We start from the raw sequence: 22,363 nt of genomic DNA, 5'->3' as shown, positions 1-22,363 counted from the left end.
CACCCTTGGGTGCCTAGCGGCGCTCGGCGAAGTCGTCCAGCGCCGCCACGACCCGCTCCGCCATACCGTTGGCGGATCCGTGCCCGGCTGTCTCCAGCAGTTCCAGCCGGGCGTCGGGCCACGCCTGGGCCAGCTGCCACGCCACCTCCGGCGGGCTGCTGATGTCGAGCCTGCCGTGCAGCAGCACGCCGGGGATGCCGGCCAGCCGCCCCGCCTCGCGCAGCAGTTGCCCCTCCGGCAGGAAACATCCGTTACGCCAGTAGTGGGTGACCAGCCGGGCCAGCAGCATCCGGAACACCGGGTCGTCGTAGCGGGGGTCGGGCCGGTGACCGGGGGCGGTGGCGACGTGGGTGTCCTCCCAGTCGCACCACTGCCGCGCCGCCCGTTCGCGCACCGCCGGGTCCGGGTCGGCCAGCAGCCGGGCGTACGCGTCGGCCAGGTCGCCGTCGCGCTCGGCCGGCGGCACGCCGTCGCGGAAACGCGCCCACTCGGCGGGGAAGACCCGCCCCATCTCCCGGGTGAGCCACTCGATCTCCCGTCGGGTGCCGGCGGTGACGCTGAACAGCACCATCTCGCTGACCTGTCGCGGGTGCCGCTGCGCGTACGCCAGGGCGAGGGAGGCGCCCCAGGAGGAGCCGAGCACCAGCCAGCGGTCCACGCCGAGGTGTCCACGCAGCAGCTCGATGTCGGCGATCAGGTGGTCGGTGGTGTTGGTGGACAGGTCCACGTCCGGGTCGGCGGCGTGCGGGGTGCTGCGGCCGCAGCCGCGCTGGTCGAACAGGACCACCCGGTAGCGGGCCGGGTCGAACAGGGTCCGCCAGCCGGGCGTGCAGCCGGAGCCGGGCCCGCCGTGCAGCACCACGGCGGGCTTGCCGTCCGGGTTGCCGCAGGTCTCCCAGTGCACGAGCTGCCCGTCGCCGACGTCGAGCATCCCGTGCGCGTGCGGCTCGATCGGGGGGTAGCGCTGCGCCATCGTCGTCCCCTTCGTGATCATCGATACAACAGCGCTGTTACATTAGCGGAGTGACAGCCGTACCTGAACGTGAGGCCCTGGGCACGCTGCTTCGGCACGTGCTCGACATGCTCGACGGCGACGTCGCCACGGTCTACACCGAACGGGGCCTGCCCGACTACCGGCCCCGGTTCTCGCCACCGCTGCGGGTGCTGGTCGCCGACGGGCCACTGCCCATCCGCGACCTGGCCCGCCGGGTCGGGGTCACCCACTCGGCGGCCAGCCAGACCGTCGCGCAGATGGCCCGCGCCGGCCTGGTCGAGCTGACCGCGGGGGCCGACGCCCGCCAGCGCATCGTGCACCTCAGCGACCGGGCCCGCGAGCTGCTCCCACTGATCGAGGCGGAGTGGGCGGCGACGACCGCCGCGATACGCGAACTGGACACGGAACTGACGGTGCCGCTGGCCGACGTGCTGCACGAGGTCCTCGCCGCGATGCGCCGACGGCCGCTGCGCCAACGCATCGCCGACGCGGGCCTGCCGCCCTCCCCGGACCCCGGCCCGCCGCCGGCCGCACCACACCGACGGCGGCCGACCCACCCGTAGGCCCCGCGTGCCGGCTCCGCACCCGATGTCGGCAATTTGTCCTGACGTGCACCGGCCGACGGTTGCAGACTGTGCCGGTGGCCATCACCCTCACCGTCCGCGTGCTCGACGCCAACCTCGGCGCGGTGCCCGGCGCGCTCGTCGTGCTCGACGGGGGACAGGGGACCACGGACGGGGCCGGGCGCTGGAGCACCGTCGTGTCCCACCAGCCGACGGTGCCGCAGATCCGGGTCAGCCATCCGGCGTACGTCGCCGAGCGGGTGACCTTCACCGGAGACATGCGCTCCGCCACATGGGACAACTCCCTCGCCCGCCGCGCGGTCTCCGGCGACGACGTGACGATGACCGTGACACTCGGGCGGATGGATCCGTCGCCGGTCGTCACGCTCTCCGACGCCGACGTCACGCGGATCATGGCCAGCCGGGGGCGCGACCCGAGGGCCGCGCGGGTCGTGGGCTGGCCCAACAACCCGAGGATCCACACCTACGCGGGGCACTACAACAACACGCTGACGTTCCGCCAGGCCAACCGGGAGCTGTTGAAGCCCGCAGCCGCGGTCGAGACCGACGCGGGCTGGGACCGGTTCGGCGAGAAACGTGAGGTCACGGTCAATATCGCGGCGTTGAGCCGGTTCCACTTCCTGGAGTACGCCGCGACGCAGTCCGAACCGAAGTTCGTCGTCGCCGTGGTGTCGCCGAACCTGCCGGACCCCAAGCCCGTGACGAGTCTGGACTTCGTCGTCTACTGCAGCCCCAGCACCGGCGACTACACCGCCCGGTACCCGTACGGGCTGGTCAACGCGGCGGCGCCACTGCAGGAGTACCTGAACCTGGCCCGGAAGTACCTTCTCGACGAGGCCTTCTTCGCCTTCCAGTCGCTGGGCTGGGGCAACCGCTCGGTGCTGGTGATGCCGCTGTTCCCGCAGGGGCAGTGGGGCCCGTTCGCGACCGGCGAGGGGCTGCTGCGGTTGTTGCGTGAGGTCGCGGTGTTCCTGCACCGGCAGTGCCGCACCAGCAGCCTCGGGCTGCGCAAGCCCGACGCCACCGCGCACGAGTTGGCCGGGCCCAACCTGCGGACCATCTTCCCGCCGCTCTACTCCGCTGACTTCGGCGCGGTGCCCGGCGTCGGGCAGGTGGCGGTCGCCGGCTTCAGCCAGGGCATGGGCGCGGTCAAGGCCCTCATGTCCGACCTCACCTTTCCCGTGGGGCTCAACTCCACTCTCTGGGGCGTGCCGATGGGCGGCGGCACCGACGGCCGGCGGGAGTGGGCCCGCGCGTTTCGCGAGGTGTGGGACCTCGACGGCCACCACAGCGGCACCGGCGGTTGGCGCGCCTACCTCGACCTGCTGCGGGTGTGGTTCAACCACAACCCGGGCCGGGTCGTACGCAGCTACCACTCGGGCGACACCGGCCCGCCCGACCCGCTGACGGACCCCCATCCGGTGTGGAGGGACCTGCGCGGCGCCGGCCTCGACCTCGACCGCCCGACGCCACCGGCACGGGGCACGTTCTGGGCGCGGCTGCTGCAGAACGCGCGCTGGACGGACCTGCGGGTGTCGAACCCGTACGTGGACGGTAGTTCGGGACCGCAGCTGCCGGTGTTCCTCGACCCGCACCACACCATCCCCCGGATCGGGTTCTCGCACGCCCTGTCGATGACCACCCTCGGCCGGGCGCCGGCGACGCGTCCCTAGGTCGCCTGCGACAGGGACAGGACAGACGGACATCCGATTACGGCAGGATGCGGGCCCGTCACCGATCGTACGATCCGGGCGTCACCCCCCGCGCATCGGCCGAAGGGGCATCATGGCGATCACCGTCACGTTCAGCGGCAAGGCTCCCGTCGCCGGGGCCGACCCCGGCTACCGGATCTGGTCCTACACGATCGAGCCCAACCCGCCCGGGGAGATCCCGGCCAACCAGCGGCTCGCCCTCGGTCTGCCGCGCGACATGGACGTCCGGGACCCCAGCGAGTTCCCGAACACCCCCGCGCTGGCCAACATGTTCCTCATCCGCGAGGCCGGCTCGTCGCGGCAGTACGCCGGCCGGGTCACCGGCTCGGCGGGCACGCAGACCATCTCGTTCGTCGCGCCGGCCGCCGAGGCCACCGCCGAGACGCTGCTGGTCAAGCTGGTGACGGGCCAGTCGCCGGCGCCGCTGCCCTTCGCCACCGTCCCCGGCGGCCCGTCGGCTCCGGCGCAGGTGCTGACCGCGCCCGTCAACGGCCCGCCGGTGCACACCGGCCGGCCCCTGACCGCGTTCGCCGGTACCCTGCCGTACGCCAGCGAACTGTTCGGCATCTACCAGCCGCTGGCGGGCTGGTTCGGCATGCAGAACGCGCTGCGCGTCGCCCACGGCGCCACCGACCGCGCCCTGCTGGACCTCGGCCACGAGTCGTTCTCCAGGGCCGAGGCCGCGAGCACCCTCGACGACGCGGCGCTCACCGCCCTGGCGGAGCACTTCGACGCCCCGATCCGTGGGGTGCTCTCGCCGGTCGGGCTGGTGAATCTCTTCCGGCAGTACTTCTTCGAGTTCGACACGTTCCTCGGTCCGCCCGCCGGGCACCTGTGGCTCAGCCCCGGCGGCACCGTGGAACTCGTCGAGACCAGCACGCGGCGCACCCTGGTCGAGAGGACCGCCGAGCAGTTCGAGGAGACCACCCGCAAGGTCGAGGAGAGCCTGACGGAGCAGGAGGACATCGCCAACGCGGTCAAGGAGGACAACGCCAACGACACCAAGCTCGGCATCAGCGCCTCCGGTGGCGCCAACGTCGGTGTCTATCACGCGGACGCCAGCGCCAGCTTCAGCCTGAACGCCACGGTGAAGCGGTCCTCGGAGGAGACCCACAAGCACTCCCGTACGCAGAGCGCGAAGGTCACCAGCGAGATCAAGAGGAACTACAAGACGACGTTCAAGACGGTGACCGAGAGCACCGACCTGTCCAGCCGCCGCTACCTCGTGCAGAACACCACGGGCAAGCTGGTGAACTACGAGCTGCGGCGCAAGATGCGCAAGGTCGGTGTGCAGGTGCAGCACATCGGCGGGCGGCTGTGCTGGCAGGTGTACCTCCCCGCGCCGGGCCGCAACCTGGGCCTGGGGGATCTGGTGCACCTCGTCGCGGCGCCGGACCTCACCGCCCTGCGGAAGCCGGAGCCGCCACCGCCGCTCGTGGCCAGGACGACCCCGTTCACCGGGACGTTCCCCATCCGGAAGGTGCGGGCCACCCAGGACCCGCCGGAAGCGAACATGGAATTCGTGCACCACACCGCCCCGGACGCCGGGGGGATCACCGACCACGACAACGCCATCCACGCGGTGGCCCGCATCGACTTCACTCCGTCGCCGCCCGAGCGGGGCTACAAGCTGAAGGACGCGCGACTCGTCTCCGTCGCACCGGGTCGCGCGTTCGTGCCCGACCTGATCCGCACCAACCAGGAGCAGACCGGCTTCGCGGTCTTCGCGAAGTTCTTCCACTCGGGCGACCTCAGCCCGATCAGCCTGACCTTCGACGTCACGTGGGACCCGCCGCAGACCAACGACGCCCACGACCGCTACAACGAGGAGCTGAAGGCCTACCAGGCGCAGGTGGCGGAGCTGCAACGCACGGCGTACGCCTCCGCCGTGCGGGACCGGCTCGGTCTGCTCAGCGCCATGCGCCCACGGCCGTCACAGGACCTGCGCACCGAGGAACGCCAGGCGATCTACGGGAGCCTGATCCAGAAGCTGAAGCCGTTCGACCTGTTCGCGGACCTGTATCTGGGCTCGGAGCTGCTCCGGCAGATCTTCGACGTCGACGAGATGCTGTACTTCGTGGCACCGGACTACTGGCGGCCCCGCGAGGTCACCCCGCCGCCCACCGCCCCGCCGGCGCCGGCCCCGCCCACCCAGAGCAGCCTCGGCAAGTACCCGGTGCGGGACCCGAGCGTCCTCGCGGACCGCACCGTCGTCACCTGGTACTCCCACACCGACAAGACGAACGCGATGAATCCGGACGGCACGGTCTCCGACGAGTGGCGGGTGAACTACCTCATCACCGAGCAGACCCAGCCGGCCCCCTCGGGCAGCTCGCTGGGCTGGTTGATCCAGGCCGACGGCGACGCGCGCCGCAACGAGTTCCTCAACGCCGCCTGGGCCAAGGCGGTCCTGCCGGTACGACCCGGGCGCGAACAGGCGGCGCTGGAGTGGCTGAAGCAGGCCAACGTGGAGGGACAGGCGGCGCTGGGGCTGGCCTATCCGTTCCAGGAGGGCGACCCGGAGGAGTACCGGAACAAGACGGTCGGGCAGGTCCTGGACATCCTCGCGCTCAAGTTGCAGAAGGACAACACGCAGATCGCCAACACCCTCGTGGCCGAGAAGGTCTTCGAGACCGGGTTCGACCCGCTCGACGGCGGCTTCCGCCCGGCGGCCCCGTACGAGGTCTTCGACCAGTGGATCGAGGTGCTGCCCACCGACCAGGTGGTGGCGGTGGAGGTGAGCTACGACCCAAGGACCGGCCAGCAGCTGTGACTCCTTCACCGGCTCGGGTGTCCGTCACCGGCCGAGCCCGCGGTACCGGCGTACCGCCAGGGGCCCGAACACGGCGGTCAGCAGCAGCGGCCAGGCCACGGCGAGCGCGACGGCGTGTTGCGCGGCGAACGACTCGCCGCCCCAGCCGGGGTTGCCGAACAGCTCCCGGCAGGCCGCGACGGTCGCCGACAGCGGGTTGTACCCGGCGACGGCGGCGAGCCAGCCGGGCATGGTGTCGGGGGAGACGAACGCGTTGGAGGTGAACCCGACGGGCCAGACCAGGATCTGCAGCACCACCACCGACCCGGGTGCGCGCAGCACCAGCGCCAGGTGGATGCCGACCCAGATCAGGGCGAAGCGCAGCAGCAGGAGCAGCCCGACGGCGGCCAGCGCCGCCGGTGCCCCCGCCCGCCACTGCCAGCCGACGGCGACCCCGCAGGCGAGCATGACGGCCAGGCCGGCGGCGCAGTGCAGCAGGTCCGCGGCGGCCCGGCCGGTGAGCACCGCCGAGGGCGTCATCGGCAGGGACCGCAACCGGTCGGTGACGCCGCGCGCGGTGTCGGTGGCCACGGCCGCGTACGTGGACTCGATGCCGAAGAGCACCGTCATGGCGAACATGCCGGGCAGCAGGAACTCCCGGTAGTCGCCGCCGCCGGGCACGCTCATCGCGCCGCCGAACAGGTAGCCGAACATCAGCACCATCAGCACCGGGAAGAGCAGCCCGACGACGAACTGCCCGGGTTGGCGCCGCCAGTGCGCCAGCGCCCGCCCGGTGAGGGTGACGGTGTCGGCCACGGCCCAGCGCACGCCCGTCGTGCTCACGCGCCCACCCTGTCCTCGTCGGGGCGGATGCTGGGGGAGTGGCCGTCGGTGAGCCGCAGGAACACCTCGTCGAGGGTGGGTCGGCGCACCGCGACGTCTGCGGCGGTGAGGCCGGCGTCGTCGAGGGCCCGCAGCACGGCGCCCAGCGCGGCCACCCGCCCGGTGACGGCGACGCTGAGGCGCAGGCCCGCCGCGTCGACGAGCGGGGTCGCGGCGACGGCGGCGCCGACGACGCGTACCGCCCGGTCCAGGTCGTCGGCGCGGGTCAGCACGACGTCGACGCGGTCGCCGCCGAGCGCGGTCTTCAGCTGCTCCGGGGTGCCGTCGGCGACGACCCGCCCGGCGTCGACGACCCGGACGGTGTGCGCGAGCTGGTCGGCCTCCTCCAGGTACTGGGTGGTCAGCAGCACGGTGGTGCCGCCGGCGACGAGCCGGCGCACCACGTTCCACACCTGAGCCCGGGCGCGCGGGTCGAGGCCGGTGGTGGGCTCGTCGAGGAAGAGCACCGGCGGGTCGAGGATCAGGCTCGCCGCGAGGTCGAGGCGGCGGCGCATCCCGCCGGAGTACGTGCCGACCGGCCGGTCGGCGGCGTCGGTCAGGTCAAAGCGGGCCAGCAGGTCGGTGGCCCGGGCGCGGGCCCGCGCGCCGCCGAGGTGGTGCAGCCGGCCGAACAGGACCAGGTTCTGCCGGCCGCTGAGCACCTCGTCGAGCGCGGCGTGCTGGCCGACCAGGCCGATGCGGGCCCGGACCCGCTCGGGGTGGCGCAGCACGTCGGCGCCGGCCACCCGCGCCGCGCCGGCGTCGGGCCGCAGCAGGGTGCTCAACACCCGTACCGCCGTGGTCTTGCCCGCCCCGTTCGGGCCGAGCAGGCCGCACACGGTGCCGGCGGGCACCGTCAGGTCGAGGCCGGCGAGGGCCTGCGTGCCGCCGTAGCGCTTGCGCAGTCCCTCCGCCTCGACGGCCGGTCCGTCGTGGTGCATCCGCGCCCTCCATCCACTCGATCCGTACACCGTACCGTACGGCATACGGTACGGCGGACGATACAGTGCCGGGATGACGACCGAGTACAGCGGCACCGGCGACCCCGCGCGCAGCCTCGCCCTGCTCTGGCGTACCCGCGAACGCACCAGCCGCAAGGGCCGGCCCGACCTGTCGGTGGACCGCATCGTGCGCGCCGCCATCGAGGTGGCCGACGCCGAGGGCCTCGCCGCCCTGTCCATGCGCCGCGTCGCCGAACGACTCGGCGTCGGCACCATGTCCCTCTACACCTACGTCCCCGGCAAGGGCGAACTGCTCGACGTCATGCTCGACACCGTCTACGGCGAGACCGCCCGCCCCGATACCGTGCCCGGCGGCTGGCGGGAGCGGCTCACCCACGTCGCCCGCGAGACCTGGGCGCTCTACCTGCGCCACCCCTGGCTGCTTCAGGTCGCCACCACCCGCCCCCCGCTGGGCCCCAACGTCATCGCCCGCTACGAGTACGAACTGCGCGCCGTCGACGGCATCGGCCTGACCGACCTGGAGATGGACGCCGTCGTCACCCTCGTCTCCGGCTACGTCCACGGCGCCGTGCGCAGCGCCGTGGAGGCCGCCCAGGCCGCCGCGCGCACCGGCATGACCGAGCAGCAGTGGTGGCAGGCCCACGCCCCCTACCTGGAGAAGGCCCTCGACCCGCGCCGCTACCCCCTCGCCGCCCGCGTCGGCACCGCCGCCGGCCAGGAGTACCAGGCCGCCGCCAACCCCCACGGCGCGTTCGAGTTCGGCCTGGCCCGCATCCTCGACGGCATCGAGGTCCTCGTCGCCACCCGCCCGGACGGCGCCGCCACGACCGGCGGGCGATAACCTGGCCGACATGACGATGCGCCCCATCAGGATCATCGGTGACCCCGTGCTGCGCACCCCCAGCGAGCCCGTCACCAGCTTCGACGCCGAACTGCGCGCCCTGGTCACCGACCTGATGGACACCCTGCTCGGCGCCCCCGGCCGCGCCGGCGTCGCCGCCCCCCAGATCGGCGTCAACGCCCAGGTGTTCGTCTACGACGCCGACGGCCACCGCGGCCACCTGGTCAATCCGACGCTGGAGTTGTCGCAGGAGTTGCAGGACGACGACGAGGGCTGCCTGTCCATCCCTGGCCTCTACTTCCCGACCACCCGCGCCCTGCACGCCACCGCCCACGGCTTCGACCAGCACGGCGAGCCGCTGACCATCTCCGGCAGCGGCTTCCTCGCCCGGGCCCTGCAACACGAGACCGACCACCTCGCCGGGCGCCTCTACGTCGACACCCTGCGCGGCGACACCCGCCGCAAGGCGTTGCGGGAGATCCGCGCCGGCCGCTTCGACTCGCCCAGCCGCCGCGGCTGACCCTGCCCGCCGGCCGGGACGTCGCACCCGGCCGGCCTTGGGCGCTCACCTGTCGTGGGCGCGCAGCGCGTACTCGCCGTAGTCGGCCACCCGGGTGAAGCCGAGGCGCCCGTAGAGCCGCAACGCCGCCGTGTTGTCCGCCTTCACGTTGAGCGTGACGTGCGTGACGTGCTCGCGCAGCCGCCGGCACAGGGCGGCCACCACCGCACCGGCCAGCCCCCGCCCGCGCAGCCGGGGATGGGTGGTCACGTTGCCCAGGGCCGCCACCCGGTACGCGGGGGAGAACACGTGCACCCCGGCGACCGCCACCAGCTCGCCGCCGTCGCGCACGCCCACGTACTGGCCGGTGTCGAGCATCCGCGGGTCGAACCAGTTGCCCGGGTAGGCCACCTCGTACAGCCGGCGCAGCGCCGGCAGGTCGTCGGCGCCCAGCACCGATCCCGCCGGGGCCACCGCGTCCAGCCGCGCCGCGTCGGTCAGCGCCATCCGGTGGTGCGGGCCGGCCGCGTCCATCCGGAACACCCCGGCCAGGGCCGGCTCCAGGCCGGGGGACAGGTGCGCCCACAGGCGCGCCGGCAGCACCGGCGCCAGCTGGCGCAGCAGCGTCGCCAGCCGGTCCACCCGTGGCGGGGCCGCGAACGCCAGCAACGTGGGCGGGTCCGCGCCGTGGTAGAGCAACGCCACCTCCTCGTCGCAGCGGAACCAGGAGGTGTACGGCCAGAAGAAGTCGTCCAGGTCGCCGAGCTGGTACGCGTGCAGCACCGGGTCCCGCCCGAGCAGCGCGGCCAGGACGGTCCGGTCGTGTTCGGCGCGTACCGGCATCCGCCGATGATCACACACCCGACGCGGGACGCTCCGCCCGGTCGCCCGGCGTGCCCAGCAGCCCGACGCCGGGCGTGCTCAGCAGCTCGGCGGCGTGGTCGCCTCCGGCTCGGCGGGAAGGTTCTCGTGCGCCCACCGGCCCAACGCGTCGAGCACCGGCAGCAGTGCCGCGCCCGGCCCGGTGAGCTCGTAGCTCACCCCCACCGGGGGACCCTGCCGGACGCTGCGGCTGACCAGCCCCACCCGCACGAGCTCGCCCAGCCGGTCGGAGAGCACCGACTCGCTGATCCCGGGCAGGGCACGGGCCAGCTCGGCGAACCCGGCCGGCCCGTCGGCGAGGGTGCTCAGGAGCATGCCGTTCCACCGCTTGCCGAGAAACGCGAAGGCCCGGGCGACGCCCCCGTCACACGTGCGGGGCGTGTCGCCCACCTGTGGCCTGACCGTCATGACCCCAGGATACGGGGGACATCCCCCGAACAAGGGACTAGTAAAAAGCTAGCTGCTACCGTAGCCGAAGCAAGTCAGCCGATTCGATGGAGACGCCCCGATGACCGACGTCCACTCGCCCCTGATCGACCTGGACCCCGAGGCCCAGGCGCTGCTGTTCACCGACGCCCGCACCGCCAACACCTTCACCGACGAGCCGGTCACCGACGAACAACTCCAGGCGATCTTCGAACTCGCCAAGTTCCCGCCCACCGCCGCCAACACCCAGCCCCTGCGCATCCTCTACGTGCGCCCCGGCGAGGCCCGCACCCGCCTGGTCGCGCACATGAGCGAAGGCAACAAGGCCAAGACCGCCAGCGCCCCCATGGTCGCCGTACTCGCCGCCGACACCGACTTCCACGAGTTCATCCCGCAGGTCTTCCCCATCCGGCCCCAGATGCGCGACGACCTCGCCGACAAGCCCGAGGCCCGCGAGCGCATGGCCCGCTTCAACGCCACCCTCCAGATCGGCTACTTCCTGCTCGCCGTCCGCGCCGCCGGCCTCGCCGCCGGACCCATGGCCGGCTTCGACGCCGCCGCCGTCGACCGCGAGTTCTTCGCCGACAGCACCTGGAAGACCCTGCTCGTGGTCAACGTCGGCCGCCCCGGCGAGAACGCCTGGTTCCCCCGCCTGCCCCGCCTCGACTACACCGACGTCGTCCGCCACGCCTGACCCGCCGACACGAGCAGTGGGTGGCGACCCGTCAGGCCGCCACCCACTGGTCGAAGCCCAACTTGCCGACCAACGCCAGCACCACCACCAACAGCACCACCCGCACGAAACCCGAGCCACGCCGCAACGCCATCCGCGCCCCCAACGCCGCCCCCGCGATGTTGCACACGGCCATCGCCGCCCCCAGCAACCACCACACGTGCCCCGTCGCCGCGAACACCGCCAACGCCCCCAGGTTCGTGCCCACGTTCACGACCTTCGCCATCGCCGAGCCGTGCACGAAGTCCGCCCCCACCAGCGCCGTGAACGCCACCACCAGGAACGTCCCCGTACCCGGACCCACCAGCCCGTCGTACAGGGCGATACCCACCCCGGCCACCACGACCGCCACACCCACCCGCACCCGCGTACGCCGATGCGGCTGCGCCACCACCCCCAACCGCGGACGCAACACCACGAACGCCGCCACCGACACCAACACCACCAGCACCACCGGCCGGTACGCCGACGCCGGCACCGCCCCCGCCAACGCCGCACCCACCCCCGCGCAACACATCGCCAACCCCGCCGCCGGCCCCGCCACCCCCCAGTCGATCTTCGTACGCCGCGCGTACGTCACCGCCGCCGTCGTCGTACCCGCGATCGCCGTCAACTTGTTCGTGGCCAACGCCGACGCCACCGGCATCCCCGGCGCCGCCACCATCAACACCGGCAACAGGAGCAGACCACCACCGCCCACCACGGCGTCGATCCAACCGGCCATCGCGGCCGCGGCGAGCAGGGTCGTCAACGACAGGGGATCCACATCCACGGGCCGCCATTCTGCCCACCACCACCCACCCCACGACGCCGCCTGTGGCCAGCCTCACCAGAACCCCAGGTCACCGACCCCGCCGCCGACGCAGCCACACACCCACCGAACCCAGGGCCACGAACAGCAGCATCGAGCACAACAACACCTTCAACACCCGGCAACCCTCCCACGGCCACGTAGGGTGCAAACGTGCGCCTGGCCACCTTCAACCTGCTGCACGGCCGATCCCTCGCCGACGGACTCGTCGACCCCGACCGGCTCACCGCCGCCGTCACCGCCCTCGACGCCGACGTCCTCGCCCTACAGGAAGTCGACCGCGACCAGAGCCGCAGCGGCAGACTCGACCTCACCGCCATCGCCGCCCGCGCCCTCGACGCCGGCGAACACCGATTCGCCGCCGCCGTCGTCGGCACCCCCGGCGAACAGTTCCGCCCCCTCACCCACGACGACGACGGACACGGCGAACCCTGCTACGGCGTCGGCCTCGTCACCCGCCACCGCGTCCACACCTGGCAGGTCACCCGACTGCGCCCCGCCCCCGTACGCTCACCCGTCTACGTCCCCGGCCCCCGCGGCGGACTCATCCTCCTGCGCGACGAACCCCGCGTCGTCCTCGCCGCCGTCCTCGACACCCCACACGGACGGCTCACCGTCGCCGCCACCCACCTGTCCTTCGTCCCCGGCTGGAACGCCCACCAACTCCGCCAGACCGTCCGCGCCCTGCGCACCCTGCCCGCCCCACGCATCCTCCTCGGCGACCTCAACCTGCCCGCCGGCCCCGCCCGACTCCTCACCGGCTGGCACCCCCTCGCCCGCCGCCCCACCTACCCCGCCGGGCAACCCCGCGTCCAACTCGACCACATCCTCGCCGACCGCCACGGCCTCGACCAGCTGCCACCCGTCACCGCCGTACACACCCCCCTGTCCACCATCTCCGACCACCGCCCCCTCCTGGTCGACCTCGGCTGACCGCACACCCGGCGGGGGAGACCACACCCCTCACCAGCGGTCGCGTCACCGTCACCCCACCCAGCGTTGACACCAACCCGCCACATCGGCGAAGGTCTCTGGCGTGACGGCACCCACCCCAGGCCCGACGAGCCACCACGACCCCACCACCGAACACCACCGGTACGTCATCATCGGAGCCGGACCAGCCGGCATCCAACTCAGCTACTACCTCCAACAGGCCGGCTGCGACTACGTCACCCTCGAACGCGCCCCCGCACCCGCCGAATTCTTCCGCCACTTCCCCCGCCACCGCCGGCTCATCTCCCTCAACAAGGTCCACACCACCAGCACCGACCCCGAGATCCGCCTGCGCTGGGACTGGAACTCACTGCTGCACGAACCCGCCGACCTGCCCTTCGCCAAGTACAGCAGCGAATACTTCCCCCACGCCGACGACATGGTGCGCTACCTCACCGACTTCCAGCGCTACCACCAACTCGCCGTACGCTTCGACACCCCCGCCGACCGGATCGAACGCCTCGACGACGGCTTCCTCGTCCACACCCCCGAGCGCGTCCTGCACTGCCACTGCCTCATCGTCGCCACCGGCTGGGGCCGCCCCAACATCCCCGACATCCGCGGCATCGAACACGCCACCGGCTACGAGGACATGCACACCGACCCCGCCCACTACGCCGGCCAACGCGTCCTCATCCTCGGCAAGGGCAACTCCGCCTTCGAAACCGCCTCCGCGATCCTCGGCCACGCCGCCATGATCCACCTCGCCAGCCCACGCCCACTACGCCTGGCCTGGAACACCAAACACCCCGGAGACGTCCGCGGCCACCACGGCGCCGTCCTCGACAGCTACCAGTTCAAGACCCTGCACTCCGTACTCGACTGCGTCATCGACGAGATCCGCCCCGTCGACAACCGCTACCAGGTGCACCTCACCTACACCCACGCCGACGGCGAAACCGCCGTCATGGACTACGAAACCGTCCTACGCTGCACCGGCTTCACCATGGACACCAGCCCCTTCGACCCCACCTGCCGACCCGACATGATCCCCAACGGCCGCATGCCCACCACCACCGGCGACTGGCAGTCCACCAACATCGACGGCCTCTACTTCGCCGGCACCCTCGCCCAGGACCGCGACCTCAAGAAGGCCTCCTCCGCCTTCATCGACGGATTCCGCTACAACCTGCGCACTCTCACCGCCCTGCTCCGCGAACGCTACGACGGCGTACCCCTGCCACACACCCTCGTCGACCCCGACCCCGACACCCTCACCACCCTCGTCCTCGACCGGGTCAACTGGAGCTCCGCCCTCTGGACCCAGTTCGAATTCCTCTGCGACGCCCTCGTCGTCGACCCCCACGGCCAACTACGCCACTACACCGACCTGCCCGAAGACCACGTCCGCGCCCGCTTCCACGACCACCCGCACTACTACACCGTCAGCCTCCGCTGGGGCCGCGACGACTACGGCGACGTCTTCGCCATCGAACGCCACCCCCAACCCGACCGCGCCGCCGAAAGCGCCTTCATCCACCCCGTCATCCGCCGCTACCACGGCGACACCCTCGTCGACGAACTCCACCTGCTCGAAGACCTGCTCGCCGAATGGCGCCGCCCCGACCGCCACGTCGCACCCCTGCGCGACTACTTCACCCGCGAACTGCACCGCCACCGCTGACCCGGGCCAAGCAGCCCAGGCCACCCACCCACCTACGCCGGCTGCAACTCGTCCACCACCGTCTGCGCCACCAGAAAATCCACCACATCCGTCAACCGACCCCGCCGAGCTGCCGCCGCCCGCTGCCGCACCGCACCACCACCCACCGCCAACAACCGCTCCGACCAGCCCCGCACGAGATCCTCGTCCCCACACGCCCGCAACACCGGCGCCAACCAGGCGACCACCTCACCCAACACCTCCCGCGCCGGACGCAACCGACCCGAACCAACCTCCGGCAACGAACCCTCCAACCCGTCACGCGCCGCCCGCCAGTACGCCGCCCGCAACCACTCACCGGCAACCTCCGGACCGTGATCACCCCGATCCACCGCCTCCAACCCCCGCACCACCAACGCCCGCACCAACGCCGCCACCAACGCCGACTCCCGCGCCGACACCGGCACGTCCGACACCCGCACCTCCAACGTCGGATGCGTCACCGACGGCCGGATGTCCCAGAACAACGTCCCCGGATCCACCACCGCCCCCGCCGCCGACAACATCTCCACCACCCGCTCGTAGTGAGCCACCGACGTGAACCGCGGCGGCGGCCCCGCCACCGGCCACCGCGACCAGATCATCGACCGCCAACCCGCATAACCCGAATCCCGCCCCTCCCAGTACGGCGAATTCGCCGTCAACGCGATCAACAACGGCAGATACGCCCGCAGATGATTGCTCACCAGCAACGCCCGCTCCCGATCCGGCAACTCCACGTGCACATGCAACGCACAGATCGCCAACTCGTCGTGCAACCCCCGGAACGTCGCCGTACCCCGATCCTGCCGCGGCCCCCGCGTCACCGGCGGCGACGTCGCACCCGGCAACACCGGCGTACCGGTCGCCACGATCCGCAACCCGTCGACCGCCGCGCACTCCGCCACCACCCGACGAGCCTCCACCAACTGCTCCAACAACCCCCGCACCGACGCCGTCGGATCCGTCCTCGTCTCCACGTGCAACGTCGTGATCTCACCCGACACCCGCGAACCCAACCGCGCCACCGCCCGATCCACCACCGCCCCCGCACCCGGCACCACACCCCGACTCACCGGATCCACCAGCAGGAACTCCTCCTCCACCCCCAACCGCGGACCCGACACCACACCATCCCCGCCGACCAGCACCGGCACCACGGCCTCCACTCACGACACCCGGGCGAGCGCCCGACACGGACAGGCCGACAGGGTAGCCCGAACCAGTGACCAACGGGACACCCACAGTCAGTACGCCGACGCCACAGCCACCCACCGGGACACACCACACCCGACCCCCTGTGGCAAGCTGACCCCAGACGCGACTGGCGGCCAGAGGATGGGCACCAAACCATCGGGGAGCTCCACGCGCGGAGGTCGACCGCCTGGGCCCCGCCGGCAGAGGAGCACCATGCCCACCGCCCGACTCCTGCCCGGCACCCCCGTCGCCGACCACATCCTCACCGACGTCGCCGCCGGCGTCACCGCCCTACGCGCCGCAGGCACCACCCCCGGCCTCGCCACCATCCTCGTCGGCGACGACGACGCCAGCGCCGGCTACATCCGCATCAAGCAACGCCAGGCCAGCGAACTCGGCTTCGCCTCACCCCACGTACACCTGCCCGCCACCGCCACCCAGGCCGACCTGCACCACGCCATCGCCGACTTCAACACCGCACCCGACGTGCACGGCCTGCTCATCCAGCACCCCATCCCCGCACACCTCGACTACGACCGCGCCCTGCAGACCATGGACCCCGACCTCGACGTCGACGGCATGCACCCCCTCAACATGGGACGCCTCGCCCTCGGCCTGCCCGGCCCCCTGCCCTGCACACCCGCCGGCATCGAAGCCCTGCTCGCCTTCCACGACATCCCCGTCGCCGGCCGCGACGTCGTCATCCTCGGCCGCGGCGCCACCCTCGGCCGCCCCCTCGCCCTGCTGCTCACCCAGAAACGACCCACCGCCAACGCCGCCGTCACCGTCGTGCACACCGGCGTCCCCGACTGGGCCACCCACACCCGACGCGCCGACATCCTCATCGCCGCCGCCGGCGTCCCCGGCATCATCCAACCCGAACACGTCCGCCCCGGCGCCGTCGTCATCGGCGGCGGCGTCCGCTACGAAGGCCGACGCCTCCTGCCCGACGTCGCCGAAACCTGCGCCGACGTCGCCGGCGCCATCACCCCCCGCGTCGGCGGAGTCGGCCCCACCACCGTCGCCATGCTCTTCCGCAACGCCCTCGACGCCGCCCGCCGCGCCACCGGCCACGCCTGAGCACCCCGGTCCGGGCGTCGACGACCTCGACGCCCGGACCCACGCCGGCCACACCAGGCCCGCCGGAAGACCCCCGGCAGGGCAGGCTGATCACCTTGCCGAGGGCGCCGCCGGAGGCGTCGGCCGTCGGACCCGCCGGCCCGGCTTCCGACCGGCCCACCGGCCGCGAAACGCCGGGCCCCGCCTCACGACCGCCCGTAGCGCTCCGCCGCCACCAACCCCGCCAACGCCCGATTGGTACGGTTGGACCGCACCGCGGCGCGCTGCTGCCCGGCCGTCACCTCGATGTACGTCTGCGACGACGCCAACGACGCGTGACCCAGCAACCGCATGATCTCCGCCGCGCTCGCCCCGTCCTCGGCCAACCGCGTCGCGAAGGTGTGCCGCAACGCGTGCAACCGCGCCCCACGCGGCACCCGGTCGGTGATGCCCGCCCGCCGGTAGCAGGACTCCACCAGGTACTGCAGCCCGCCCCGGCGCAGCGGCTCACCCCGACGGTCCACCAGCAGCGGCGCGTCCGGCCGCACCGTACGCGACCCGAACCGCCGCACCCGGCTGTCCAGGTAGCCCACCAGCACCCCGTCCAGCTCCGGCTCGATCGGCACCACCCTCGGCCGCCCACCCTTGCCGGCCACGTCGACCCGCCGCTCGCCCGCACGGCCCGTCAACGACCCCACCCGCAGCGCCAGCAGCTCCGACAGCCGCAGCCCCGCGCAGAGCGCCAACGCCAGCACCGCCAGGTCGCGCTCCGGCCACGGGTCGCGCTGCCTGCCCTCCTGCCGGGCCACCGAGGCGAGCAGCTGCTCGGGGGTGTCCGCGCCGCGCAGCGGTTTGGGCTGGGGGAGAGGCGCCCGGGGACGACCGACCGCCGGCATCGGGTTGCCGGCGACCACCCCGTCGGCGACCAGGAAGGAGAAGAAACTGTTCCAGGTGGACCACGCCCGGTGCACCGACGCGGCCGCGCGGGGAGCGGCGAACCGGGCGAATGCCGCACGCATGACGCGGGCGGTGAGGGCGCCGACGGGCAGCGCGTCGAGGGGGAGGGGAGGGGTGGCCTCCTCGGCCGCCAGTTCGGCGACGGCGCGCAGGTCCCGCCGGTACGCCTGCAGCGTGTGGGGGGAGGGCTTGCGGGTCGCGCGGGCCGTCAGGAACTCCTCGATGAGCCGCTGTACCGATTCGTCCTGTTTGTCATGCATAAGGGATATTATGCAGCATTTTCGGGTTCGCCGGCAACAGCGGGAGAGGGGAGAAGCGTGCGACGGTACGTACTGACGGGTGCACCGGGGGCGGGCAAGACGACACTCGCCGACGCGCTGCGCCGACGCGGGTGGGACGTCGTCGCCGAGGCGGCCACCGACGTCATCGCGGCCCAGCAGGGGCGGGGCGTCGCCGAACCGTGGCGCGAGGCCGGCTTCGTTGCCGCCGTCGCGCGGCTCCAGCGGGAGCGCCGCGAGGCGCCCGGGGAGTACGGGTCGGTGCAGGTCCACGACCGGTCGCCGCTGTGCACGTTGGCCCTCGCACGGTATCTGGGGCGACCGCCGGGGCGCGTGCTCACCGAGGAGGTGCGGCGGGTGCTGCGCGACGGCGCGTACCAGCGGCAGGTGTTCCTGGTCGAGCCGCTGGGCTTCGTGACGCCGAGTGCCGCCCGCCGGATCGGCTACGCCGAGTCGCTGGCGTTCGCCCGCGTGCACGAGGAGGTCTACCGGGCGCACGGGCACCGCCTGATTCCGGTGCCGCCCGCGCCGGTGCGGGCGCGGGTCGCGCTGGTGGAGGCGCACCTGCGGCGCCTCGCCGACCTGCCGCCGGACCGGGCCGAGGGAGGGCCCGATCCGGCTTACTTGACATAATGTACATTATCGAATCACTGAAGACAGCGGCGTGCCTGCGGTTTCGAGGGCCTACGGCGCCGCGCCTTCGTCGTCGTCCCGGTGATTCGTCAAGCACGCTCTCGTCACCGCAGCGCGGAACGCCGCGGTGAACTGTTCCGGCGCCTCCAGCCAGGGATGGTGGCCCGCGTCCGGGATGAGGACGACCTCGCATCCCAGGCGTGTGCCGAGTCGTCGCAGGGCCTCGGCGGGACGGCTGTCGTCTGCCCCACCGATGATCACGGTGCCGGCGGGAAGGCGCTCACAGAGCTCATCCACGTGCGATTCGAGCGGGTCCGCCCTCTTCGCGGCGTTGAGCTGGCTGTTCATCGCGTAGTTGACGGGTCGCAGCGCGCGGGCCGATGCCAGTGCCCAGTCCCACGCCCGAGCCCGGTCGGCGTGGTCGGTGAACCACGCCAGGGTGAGGTACTCGATCTCTTCGGCGTCGGTGCGCGAGGTGACCGCTTCGAGTTCGTCGAGCCTGTCCTGCTGCTCGTCGGTGCGTCGTGCCCGCTGCGCCGTCCGGTAGGCGTCCCGCCAGGGGTCCAGGAAGGGCCCGGCGATCTGTATCGATCCCGCCACGCGCTCGGGATGCGCCAGCGTGAAGTAGCCGGCCATGTTGGTCCCGAACGAGTGCCCCACCAGAACGGCCCGGTCGTGTCCCCACGCGTCGAGCAACAGCGCCAGGTCCCGGACGTGGCGGGCGATCGTGTGCTCCCCCGCCCAGGCCGATCCGCCTGTGCCTCGCTGGTCGTAGCGGTGGACCAGGCACAGGTCTTCGACCAGGGCAGCGACCGGGCCGAGATAGTCCGGCAGTCCCGGCCCCCCGTGCAGGACGACCAAGGGGATGTCGGCGTGCTCCGGCGAGCCGGTGGTCCAGGTGCGCAGCTGTGCACCGTCGTCCATCTCGATCATCGCGGTGGGCATGGACGCGAGCGTACGCATGCCGACCGGCCGGATCCTGGCCCACCGGGCGCTGCTCCCCCGCCGCCACGAAGGCGAGAGCGTTCGCACCGGCGCGGTTGGTGGGCCCGGCCCGGCGCAGCGCGGGAGCGCCCGCCGGACCGGTGCCCGCCGGTGGCCTCGTCAGGCGCCGACGTAGGCGGCGAGGTGTTCGCCGGTGAGGGTGGACCGCTTGGCGACGAGGTCGGCGGGGGTGCCCTCGAAGACGATCCGGCCGCCGTCGTGGCCGGCGCCGGGGCCGAGGTCGATGATCCAGTCGGCGTGTGCCATGACCGCCTGGTGGTGCTCGATGACGATGACCGACTTGCCGGATTCGACGAGCCGGTCGAGCAGGGCGAGCAGTTGTTCGACGTCGGCGAGGTGCAGGCCGGTGGTCGGCTCGTCGAGGACGTAGACGCCGCCCTTCTCGGCCATGTGGGTGGCGAGCTTGAGGCGCTGCCGTTCGCCGCCGGAGAGGGTGGTGAGGGGTTGGCCGAGGCTGAGGTAGCCCAGTCCGACGTCGGCGAGTCGGTTCAGGATGGCGTGGGCGGCGGGGATGCGCGCCTCGCCGGCGCCGAAGAACTCCTCGGCCTCGGCGACGGGCATGGCGAGCACCTCGGCGATGTTCCGGCCGCCCAGCGTGTATTCCAGGACGGCCGCCTGGAACCGCTTGCCGCCGCATTCCTCGCAGGTGGTCTCGACGGTCGCCATGACGCCCAGGTCGGTGTAGATGACGCCGGCGCCGTTGCAGGTGGGGCAGGCGCCTTCGGAGTTGGCGCTGAACAGTGCCGGCTTGACGCCGTTGGCCTTCGCGAACGCCTTGCGGATGGGGTCGAGCAGGCCGGTGTAGGTCGCCGGGTTGCTGCGTCGGGAGCCGCGGATCGCGCCCTGGTCGATGACGACGACGCCGTCGCGGCCGGCGACGGAGCCGTGGATCAGTGAGCTCTTGCCGGAGCCGGCGACGCCGGTGACGGCGCAGAGGACGCCGAGTGGGATGTCGACGTCGACGTCGCGCAGGTTGTGCGCGGTCGCGCCGCGGACCTCGAGGGTGGCGGTGGGCGTGCGTACGGTCTTCTTGACGGCGGCGCGGTCGTCGAGGTGGCGGCCGGTGACGGTGTCGCTGTCCCGCAGTCCTTCGACGGTGCCTTCGAAGCAGATCGTGCCGCCGTGTGTGCCGGCGCCGGGGCCGAGGTCGACGACGTGGTCGGCGATCATGATGGTCTCGGGTTTGTGTTCGACGACGAGCACGGTGTTGCCCTTGTCGCGTAGTTGCCGCAGCAGGTTGTTCATCCGCTCGATGTCGTGCGGGTGCAGGCCGATGGTGGGCTCGTCGAAGACGTAGGTGACGTCGGTGAGGGACGAGCCGAGGTGGCGGATCATCTTGGTGCGTTGTGCCTCTCCCCCGGACAGGGTGCCGGAGGGGCGGTCGAGTGAGAGGTAGCCGAGGCCGATCTGCGTGAACGAGTCGAGGAGGTGTTGCAGCCCCTTGAGCAGGGGGGCGACCGAGGGTTCGTCGAGGTCGCGGACCCACTCGGCCAGGTCGCTGATCTGCATGGCGCAGACGTCGGCGATGCTCTTGCCGTTGATCTTCGATGCGCGGGCTTCGGGGCTGAGTCGGGTGCCGTCGCAGCTCGGGCAGGTCTGGAAGGTCACGGCCCGCTCGACGAAGGCCCGGATGTGGGGCTGGAGGGCGTCGACGTCCTTGGCGAGGAAGGACTTCTGGATCTGCGGGATGATGCCGACGTACGTCAGGTTGATGCCGTCGATCTTGATCTTGGTGGGTTCCCGGTGGAGCAGGTCGTGCAGTTCCTTCTTCGTGAACTTGCTGATCGGCTTGTCGGGGTCGAAGTAGCCGCAGCCGCGGAAGATGCGCCCGTACCAGCCGTCCATGCTGTAGCCGGGGATGGTGAGGGCGCCCTCGTTGAGTGACTTGCCGGCGTCGTAGAGGGCGGTCAGGTCGATGTCGTTGACGGTGCCCATGCCCTCGCAGCGGGGGCACATGCCGCCGAGGCGGTGGAACGTCGCCTTCTCGGCCTTGGTCTTGGTGCCGCGCTCGACGGTGATCGCACCGCTGGCGCGCACGGTGGGGATGTTGAAGGAGTACGCGTTGGGCGAGCCGATGTGGGGTTGGCCGAGGCGGCTGAACAGGATGCGCAGCATGGCGTTGGCGTCGGTGGCGGTGCCGACGGTGGAGCGGGGGTTGGCGCCCATGCGTTCCTGGTCGACGATGATCGCCGTGGTCAGGCCGTCGAGCAGGTCGACGTCCGGTCGGGTGAGCGACGGCATGAAGCCCTGGAGGAAGGCGCTGTAGGTTTCGTTGATCATCCGCTGTGACTCGGCGGCGATGGTGCCGAACACCAGTGAGCTCTTGCCCGAGCCGGAGACGCCGGTGAAGACCGTGAGGCGGCGTTTCGGGATGTCGACGCTGACGTCCTTGAGGTTGTTCACGCGGGCGCCCTGCACGCGGATCAGGTCGTGGCTGTCGGCGATGTGGGTGGGTGCCTGGGTGTCCGTCCCCGTGGCGGTGCTCATCGTGTCTCCATCTGCTGCGCGGGGGCCGCCGTCG

At 72.1% G+C, this 22,363-nt stretch carries 20 protein-coding genes; 10 read left to right on the top strand and 10 right to left on the bottom strand.

Going from position 1 to position 22,363, the window contains the following annotated elements; all coding sequences use genetic code 11:
• Window positions 1–13: 13 nt before the first annotated feature.
• Window positions 14–973 carry a prolyl aminopeptidase gene (gene pip, locus AC0OO9_RS30095; protein ID WP_484514133.1) on the bottom strand — a complete coding sequence of 320 codons (960 nt, stop codon included), beginning with the start codon at window positions 971–973 and terminating at the stop codon, window positions 14–16.
• A gap of 50 nt (window positions 974–1,023) precedes the next feature.
• Between pip and AC0OO9_RS30090 the strand changes: the two genes are divergently transcribed.
• The 3 genes from AC0OO9_RS30090 to AC0OO9_RS30080 all read left to right on the top strand — a co-directional run bounded on the left by AC0OO9_RS30090 (window position 1,024) and on the right by AC0OO9_RS30080 (window position 6,063).
• Window positions 1,024–1,557, top strand: coding sequence for a MarR family winged helix-turn-helix transcriptional regulator (locus tag AC0OO9_RS30090; protein ID WP_484514131.1), 534 nt, complete (start codon window positions 1,024–1,026; stop codon window positions 1,555–1,557).
• Between the two features lie 77 nt (window positions 1,558–1,634).
• Window positions 1,635–3,251 (top strand): hypothetical protein, encoded by a 1,617-nt coding sequence (locus AC0OO9_RS30085; protein WP_484514129.1) that lies wholly within the window; start codon window positions 1,635–1,637, stop codon window positions 3,249–3,251.
• A 112-nt stretch (window positions 3,252–3,363) separates the two neighbouring features.
• The gene (locus AC0OO9_RS30080) at window positions 3,364–6,063 is read left to right on the top strand and encodes a hypothetical protein (RefSeq protein ID WP_484514128.1); all 2,700 of its coding nucleotides are present in this window, start codon (window positions 3,364–3,366) and stop codon (window positions 6,061–6,063) included.
• 24 nt (window positions 6,064–6,087) lie between these two features.
• On the opposite strand, the gene AC0OO9_RS30075 is transcribed toward AC0OO9_RS30080, so the two are convergent.
• Together AC0OO9_RS30075 and AC0OO9_RS30070 are read right to left on the bottom strand one after the other, a co-directional pair.
• On the bottom strand, window positions 6,088–6,885 hold the full coding sequence (locus tag AC0OO9_RS30075) for an ABC transporter permease (protein ID WP_484514126.1): 798 nt from the start codon (window positions 6,883–6,885) through the stop codon (window positions 6,088–6,090).
• On the bottom strand, window positions 6,882–7,865 hold the full coding sequence (locus AC0OO9_RS30070; RefSeq protein ID WP_484514124.1) for an ATP-binding cassette domain-containing protein: 984 nt from the start codon (window positions 7,863–7,865) through the stop codon (window positions 6,882–6,884). Before AC0OO9_RS30070 ends, AC0OO9_RS30075 begins: the two co-directional genes overlap by 4 nt.
• Window positions 7,866–7,938: 73 nt before the next feature.
• Here AC0OO9_RS30070 and AC0OO9_RS30065 point away from each other — a divergent pair, with 73 nt between their 5' ends.
• Together AC0OO9_RS30065 and def are read left to right on the top strand one after the other, a co-directional pair.
• Entirely contained in the window at window positions 7,939–8,727 is a 789-nt protein-coding gene (locus AC0OO9_RS30065) for a TetR/AcrR family transcriptional regulator (protein ID WP_484514123.1), read from the top strand.
• 10 nt (window positions 8,728–8,737) lie between these two features.
• Entirely contained in the window at window positions 8,738–9,247 is a 510-nt protein-coding gene (gene def / locus AC0OO9_RS30060) for a peptide deformylase (RefSeq protein ID WP_484514121.1), read from the top strand.
• Between the two features lie 45 nt (window positions 9,248–9,292).
• Here def and AC0OO9_RS30055 read toward each other — a convergent pair whose 3' ends face one another.
• A complete protein-coding gene (locus tag AC0OO9_RS30055) occupies window positions 9,293–10,069 on the bottom strand; it encodes a GNAT family N-acetyltransferase (protein WP_484514119.1) in 777 nt (258 codons plus the stop codon).
• 78 nt (window positions 10,070–10,147) lie between these two features.
• On the bottom strand, window positions 10,148–10,516 hold the full coding sequence (locus tag AC0OO9_RS30050; protein WP_484514118.1) for a winged helix-turn-helix transcriptional regulator: 369 nt from the start codon (window positions 10,514–10,516) through the stop codon (window positions 10,148–10,150).
• Window positions 10,517–10,616: 100 nt separating this feature from the next.
• Between AC0OO9_RS30050 and AC0OO9_RS30045 the strand changes: the two genes are divergently transcribed.
• Window positions 10,617–11,228, top strand: a complete 612-nt coding sequence (locus AC0OO9_RS30045) for a malonic semialdehyde reductase (RefSeq protein WP_484514116.1) — start codon at window positions 10,617–10,619, stop codon at window positions 11,226–11,228.
• A 31-nt stretch (window positions 11,229–11,259) separates the two neighbouring features.
• Here AC0OO9_RS30045 and AC0OO9_RS30040 read toward each other — a convergent pair whose 3' ends face one another.
• Window positions 11,260–12,033 carry a sulfite exporter TauE/SafE family protein gene (locus AC0OO9_RS30040; RefSeq protein WP_484518089.1) on the bottom strand — a complete coding sequence of 258 codons (774 nt, stop codon included), beginning with the start codon at window positions 12,031–12,033 and terminating at the stop codon, window positions 11,260–11,262.
• Window positions 12,034–12,231: 198 nt separating this feature from the next.
• Here AC0OO9_RS30040 and AC0OO9_RS30035 point away from each other — a divergent pair, with 198 nt between their 5' ends.
• Window positions 12,232–13,011 carry an endonuclease/exonuclease/phosphatase family protein gene (locus AC0OO9_RS30035; RefSeq protein WP_484514115.1) on the top strand — a complete coding sequence of 260 codons (780 nt, stop codon included), beginning with the start codon at window positions 12,232–12,234 and terminating at the stop codon, window positions 13,009–13,011.
• Between the two features lie 103 nt (window positions 13,012–13,114).
• Window positions 13,115–14,695 carry an NAD(P)-binding domain-containing protein gene (locus AC0OO9_RS30030; RefSeq protein ID WP_484514113.1) on the top strand — a complete coding sequence of 527 codons (1,581 nt, stop codon included), beginning with the start codon at window positions 13,115–13,117 and terminating at the stop codon, window positions 14,693–14,695.
• A gap of 32 nt (window positions 14,696–14,727) precedes the next feature.
• Here AC0OO9_RS30030 and AC0OO9_RS30025 read toward each other — a convergent pair whose 3' ends face one another.
• Window positions 14,728–15,882, bottom strand: a complete 1,155-nt coding sequence (locus AC0OO9_RS30025) for a carboxylate-amine ligase (protein ID WP_484514112.1) — start codon at window positions 15,880–15,882, stop codon at window positions 14,728–14,730.
• A 241-nt stretch (window positions 15,883–16,123) separates the two neighbouring features.
• Here AC0OO9_RS30025 and AC0OO9_RS30020 point away from each other — a divergent pair, with 241 nt between their 5' ends.
• Complete coding sequence (locus AC0OO9_RS30020; protein WP_421449855.1) at window positions 16,124–16,990, top strand: bifunctional 5,10-methylenetetrahydrofolate dehydrogenase/5,10-methenyltetrahydrofolate cyclohydrolase; 867 nt, start codon at window positions 16,124–16,126, stop codon at window positions 16,988–16,990.
• Between the two features lie 185 nt (window positions 16,991–17,175).
• Here AC0OO9_RS30020 and AC0OO9_RS30015 read toward each other — a convergent pair whose 3' ends face one another.
• Entirely contained in the window at window positions 17,176–18,186 is a 1,011-nt protein-coding gene (locus AC0OO9_RS30015; protein WP_484514109.1) for a tyrosine-type recombinase/integrase, read from the bottom strand.
• Between the two features lie 57 nt (window positions 18,187–18,243).
• On the opposite strand from AC0OO9_RS30015, the gene AC0OO9_RS30010 reads away from it, so the two are divergent.
• On the top strand, window positions 18,244–18,837 hold the full coding sequence (locus tag AC0OO9_RS30010; protein ID WP_484514107.1) for an AAA family ATPase: 594 nt from the start codon (window positions 18,244–18,246) through the stop codon (window positions 18,835–18,837).
• Between the two features lie 51 nt (window positions 18,838–18,888).
• Here the strand turns inward: AC0OO9_RS30010 and AC0OO9_RS30005 are convergent, their stop codons facing one another.
• Window positions 18,889–19,782 carry an alpha/beta fold hydrolase gene (locus AC0OO9_RS30005; RefSeq protein ID WP_484514106.1) on the bottom strand — a complete coding sequence of 298 codons (894 nt, stop codon included), beginning with the start codon at window positions 19,780–19,782 and terminating at the stop codon, window positions 18,889–18,891.
• 159 nt (window positions 19,783–19,941) lie between these two features.
• Complete coding sequence (locus AC0OO9_RS30000; protein ID WP_484514104.1) at window positions 19,942–22,329, bottom strand: ATP-binding cassette domain-containing protein; 2,388 nt, start codon at window positions 22,327–22,329, stop codon at window positions 19,942–19,944.
• Between the last annotated feature and the right edge of the window lie 34 nt (window positions 22,330–22,363).

The sequence above is a fragment of the Micromonospora sp. USAFONa4 genome (assembly GCF_057197825.1).
This window is presented reverse-complemented; position numbering and strand designations above follow the sequence as displayed.

Coding starts and splice junctions, on each gene's coding strand:
- pip (WP_484514133.1), bottom strand. CDS start 973: ATGGCGCAGCGCTACCCCCCGATCGAGCCGCACGCGCACGGGATGCTC.
- AC0OO9_RS30080 (WP_484514128.1), top strand. CDS start 3,364: ATGGCGATCACCGTCACGTTCAGCGGCAAGGCTCCCGTCGCCGGGGCC.
- AC0OO9_RS30070 (WP_484514124.1), bottom strand. CDS start 7,865: ATGCACCACGACGGACCGGCCGTCGAGGCGGAGGGACTGCGCAAGCGC.
- AC0OO9_RS30065 (WP_484514123.1), top strand. CDS start 7,939: ATGACGACCGAGTACAGCGGCACCGGCGACCCCGCGCGCAGCCTCGCC.
- def (WP_484514121.1), top strand. CDS start 8,738: ATGACGATGCGCCCCATCAGGATCATCGGTGACCCCGTGCTGCGCACC.
- AC0OO9_RS30055 (WP_484514119.1), bottom strand. CDS start 10,069: ATGCCGGTACGCGCCGAACACGACCGGACCGTCCTGGCCGCGCTGCTC.
- AC0OO9_RS30050 (WP_484514118.1), bottom strand. CDS start 10,516: ATGACGGTCAGGCCACAGGTGGGCGACACGCCCCGCACGTGTGACGGG.
- AC0OO9_RS30045 (WP_484514116.1), top strand. CDS start 10,617: ATGACCGACGTCCACTCGCCCCTGATCGACCTGGACCCCGAGGCCCAG.
- AC0OO9_RS30020 (WP_421449855.1), top strand. CDS start 16,124: ATGCCCACCGCCCGACTCCTGCCCGGCACCCCCGTCGCCGACCACATC.
- AC0OO9_RS30015 (WP_484514109.1), bottom strand. CDS start 18,186: ATGCATGACAAACAGGACGAATCGGTACAGCGGCTCATCGAGGAGTTC.
- AC0OO9_RS30005 (WP_484514106.1), bottom strand. CDS start 19,782: ATGCCCACCGCGATGATCGAGATGGACGACGGTGCACAGCTGCGCACC.
- AC0OO9_RS30000 (WP_484514104.1), bottom strand. CDS start 22,329: ATGAGCACCGCCACGGGGACGGACACCCAGGCACCCACCCACATCGCC.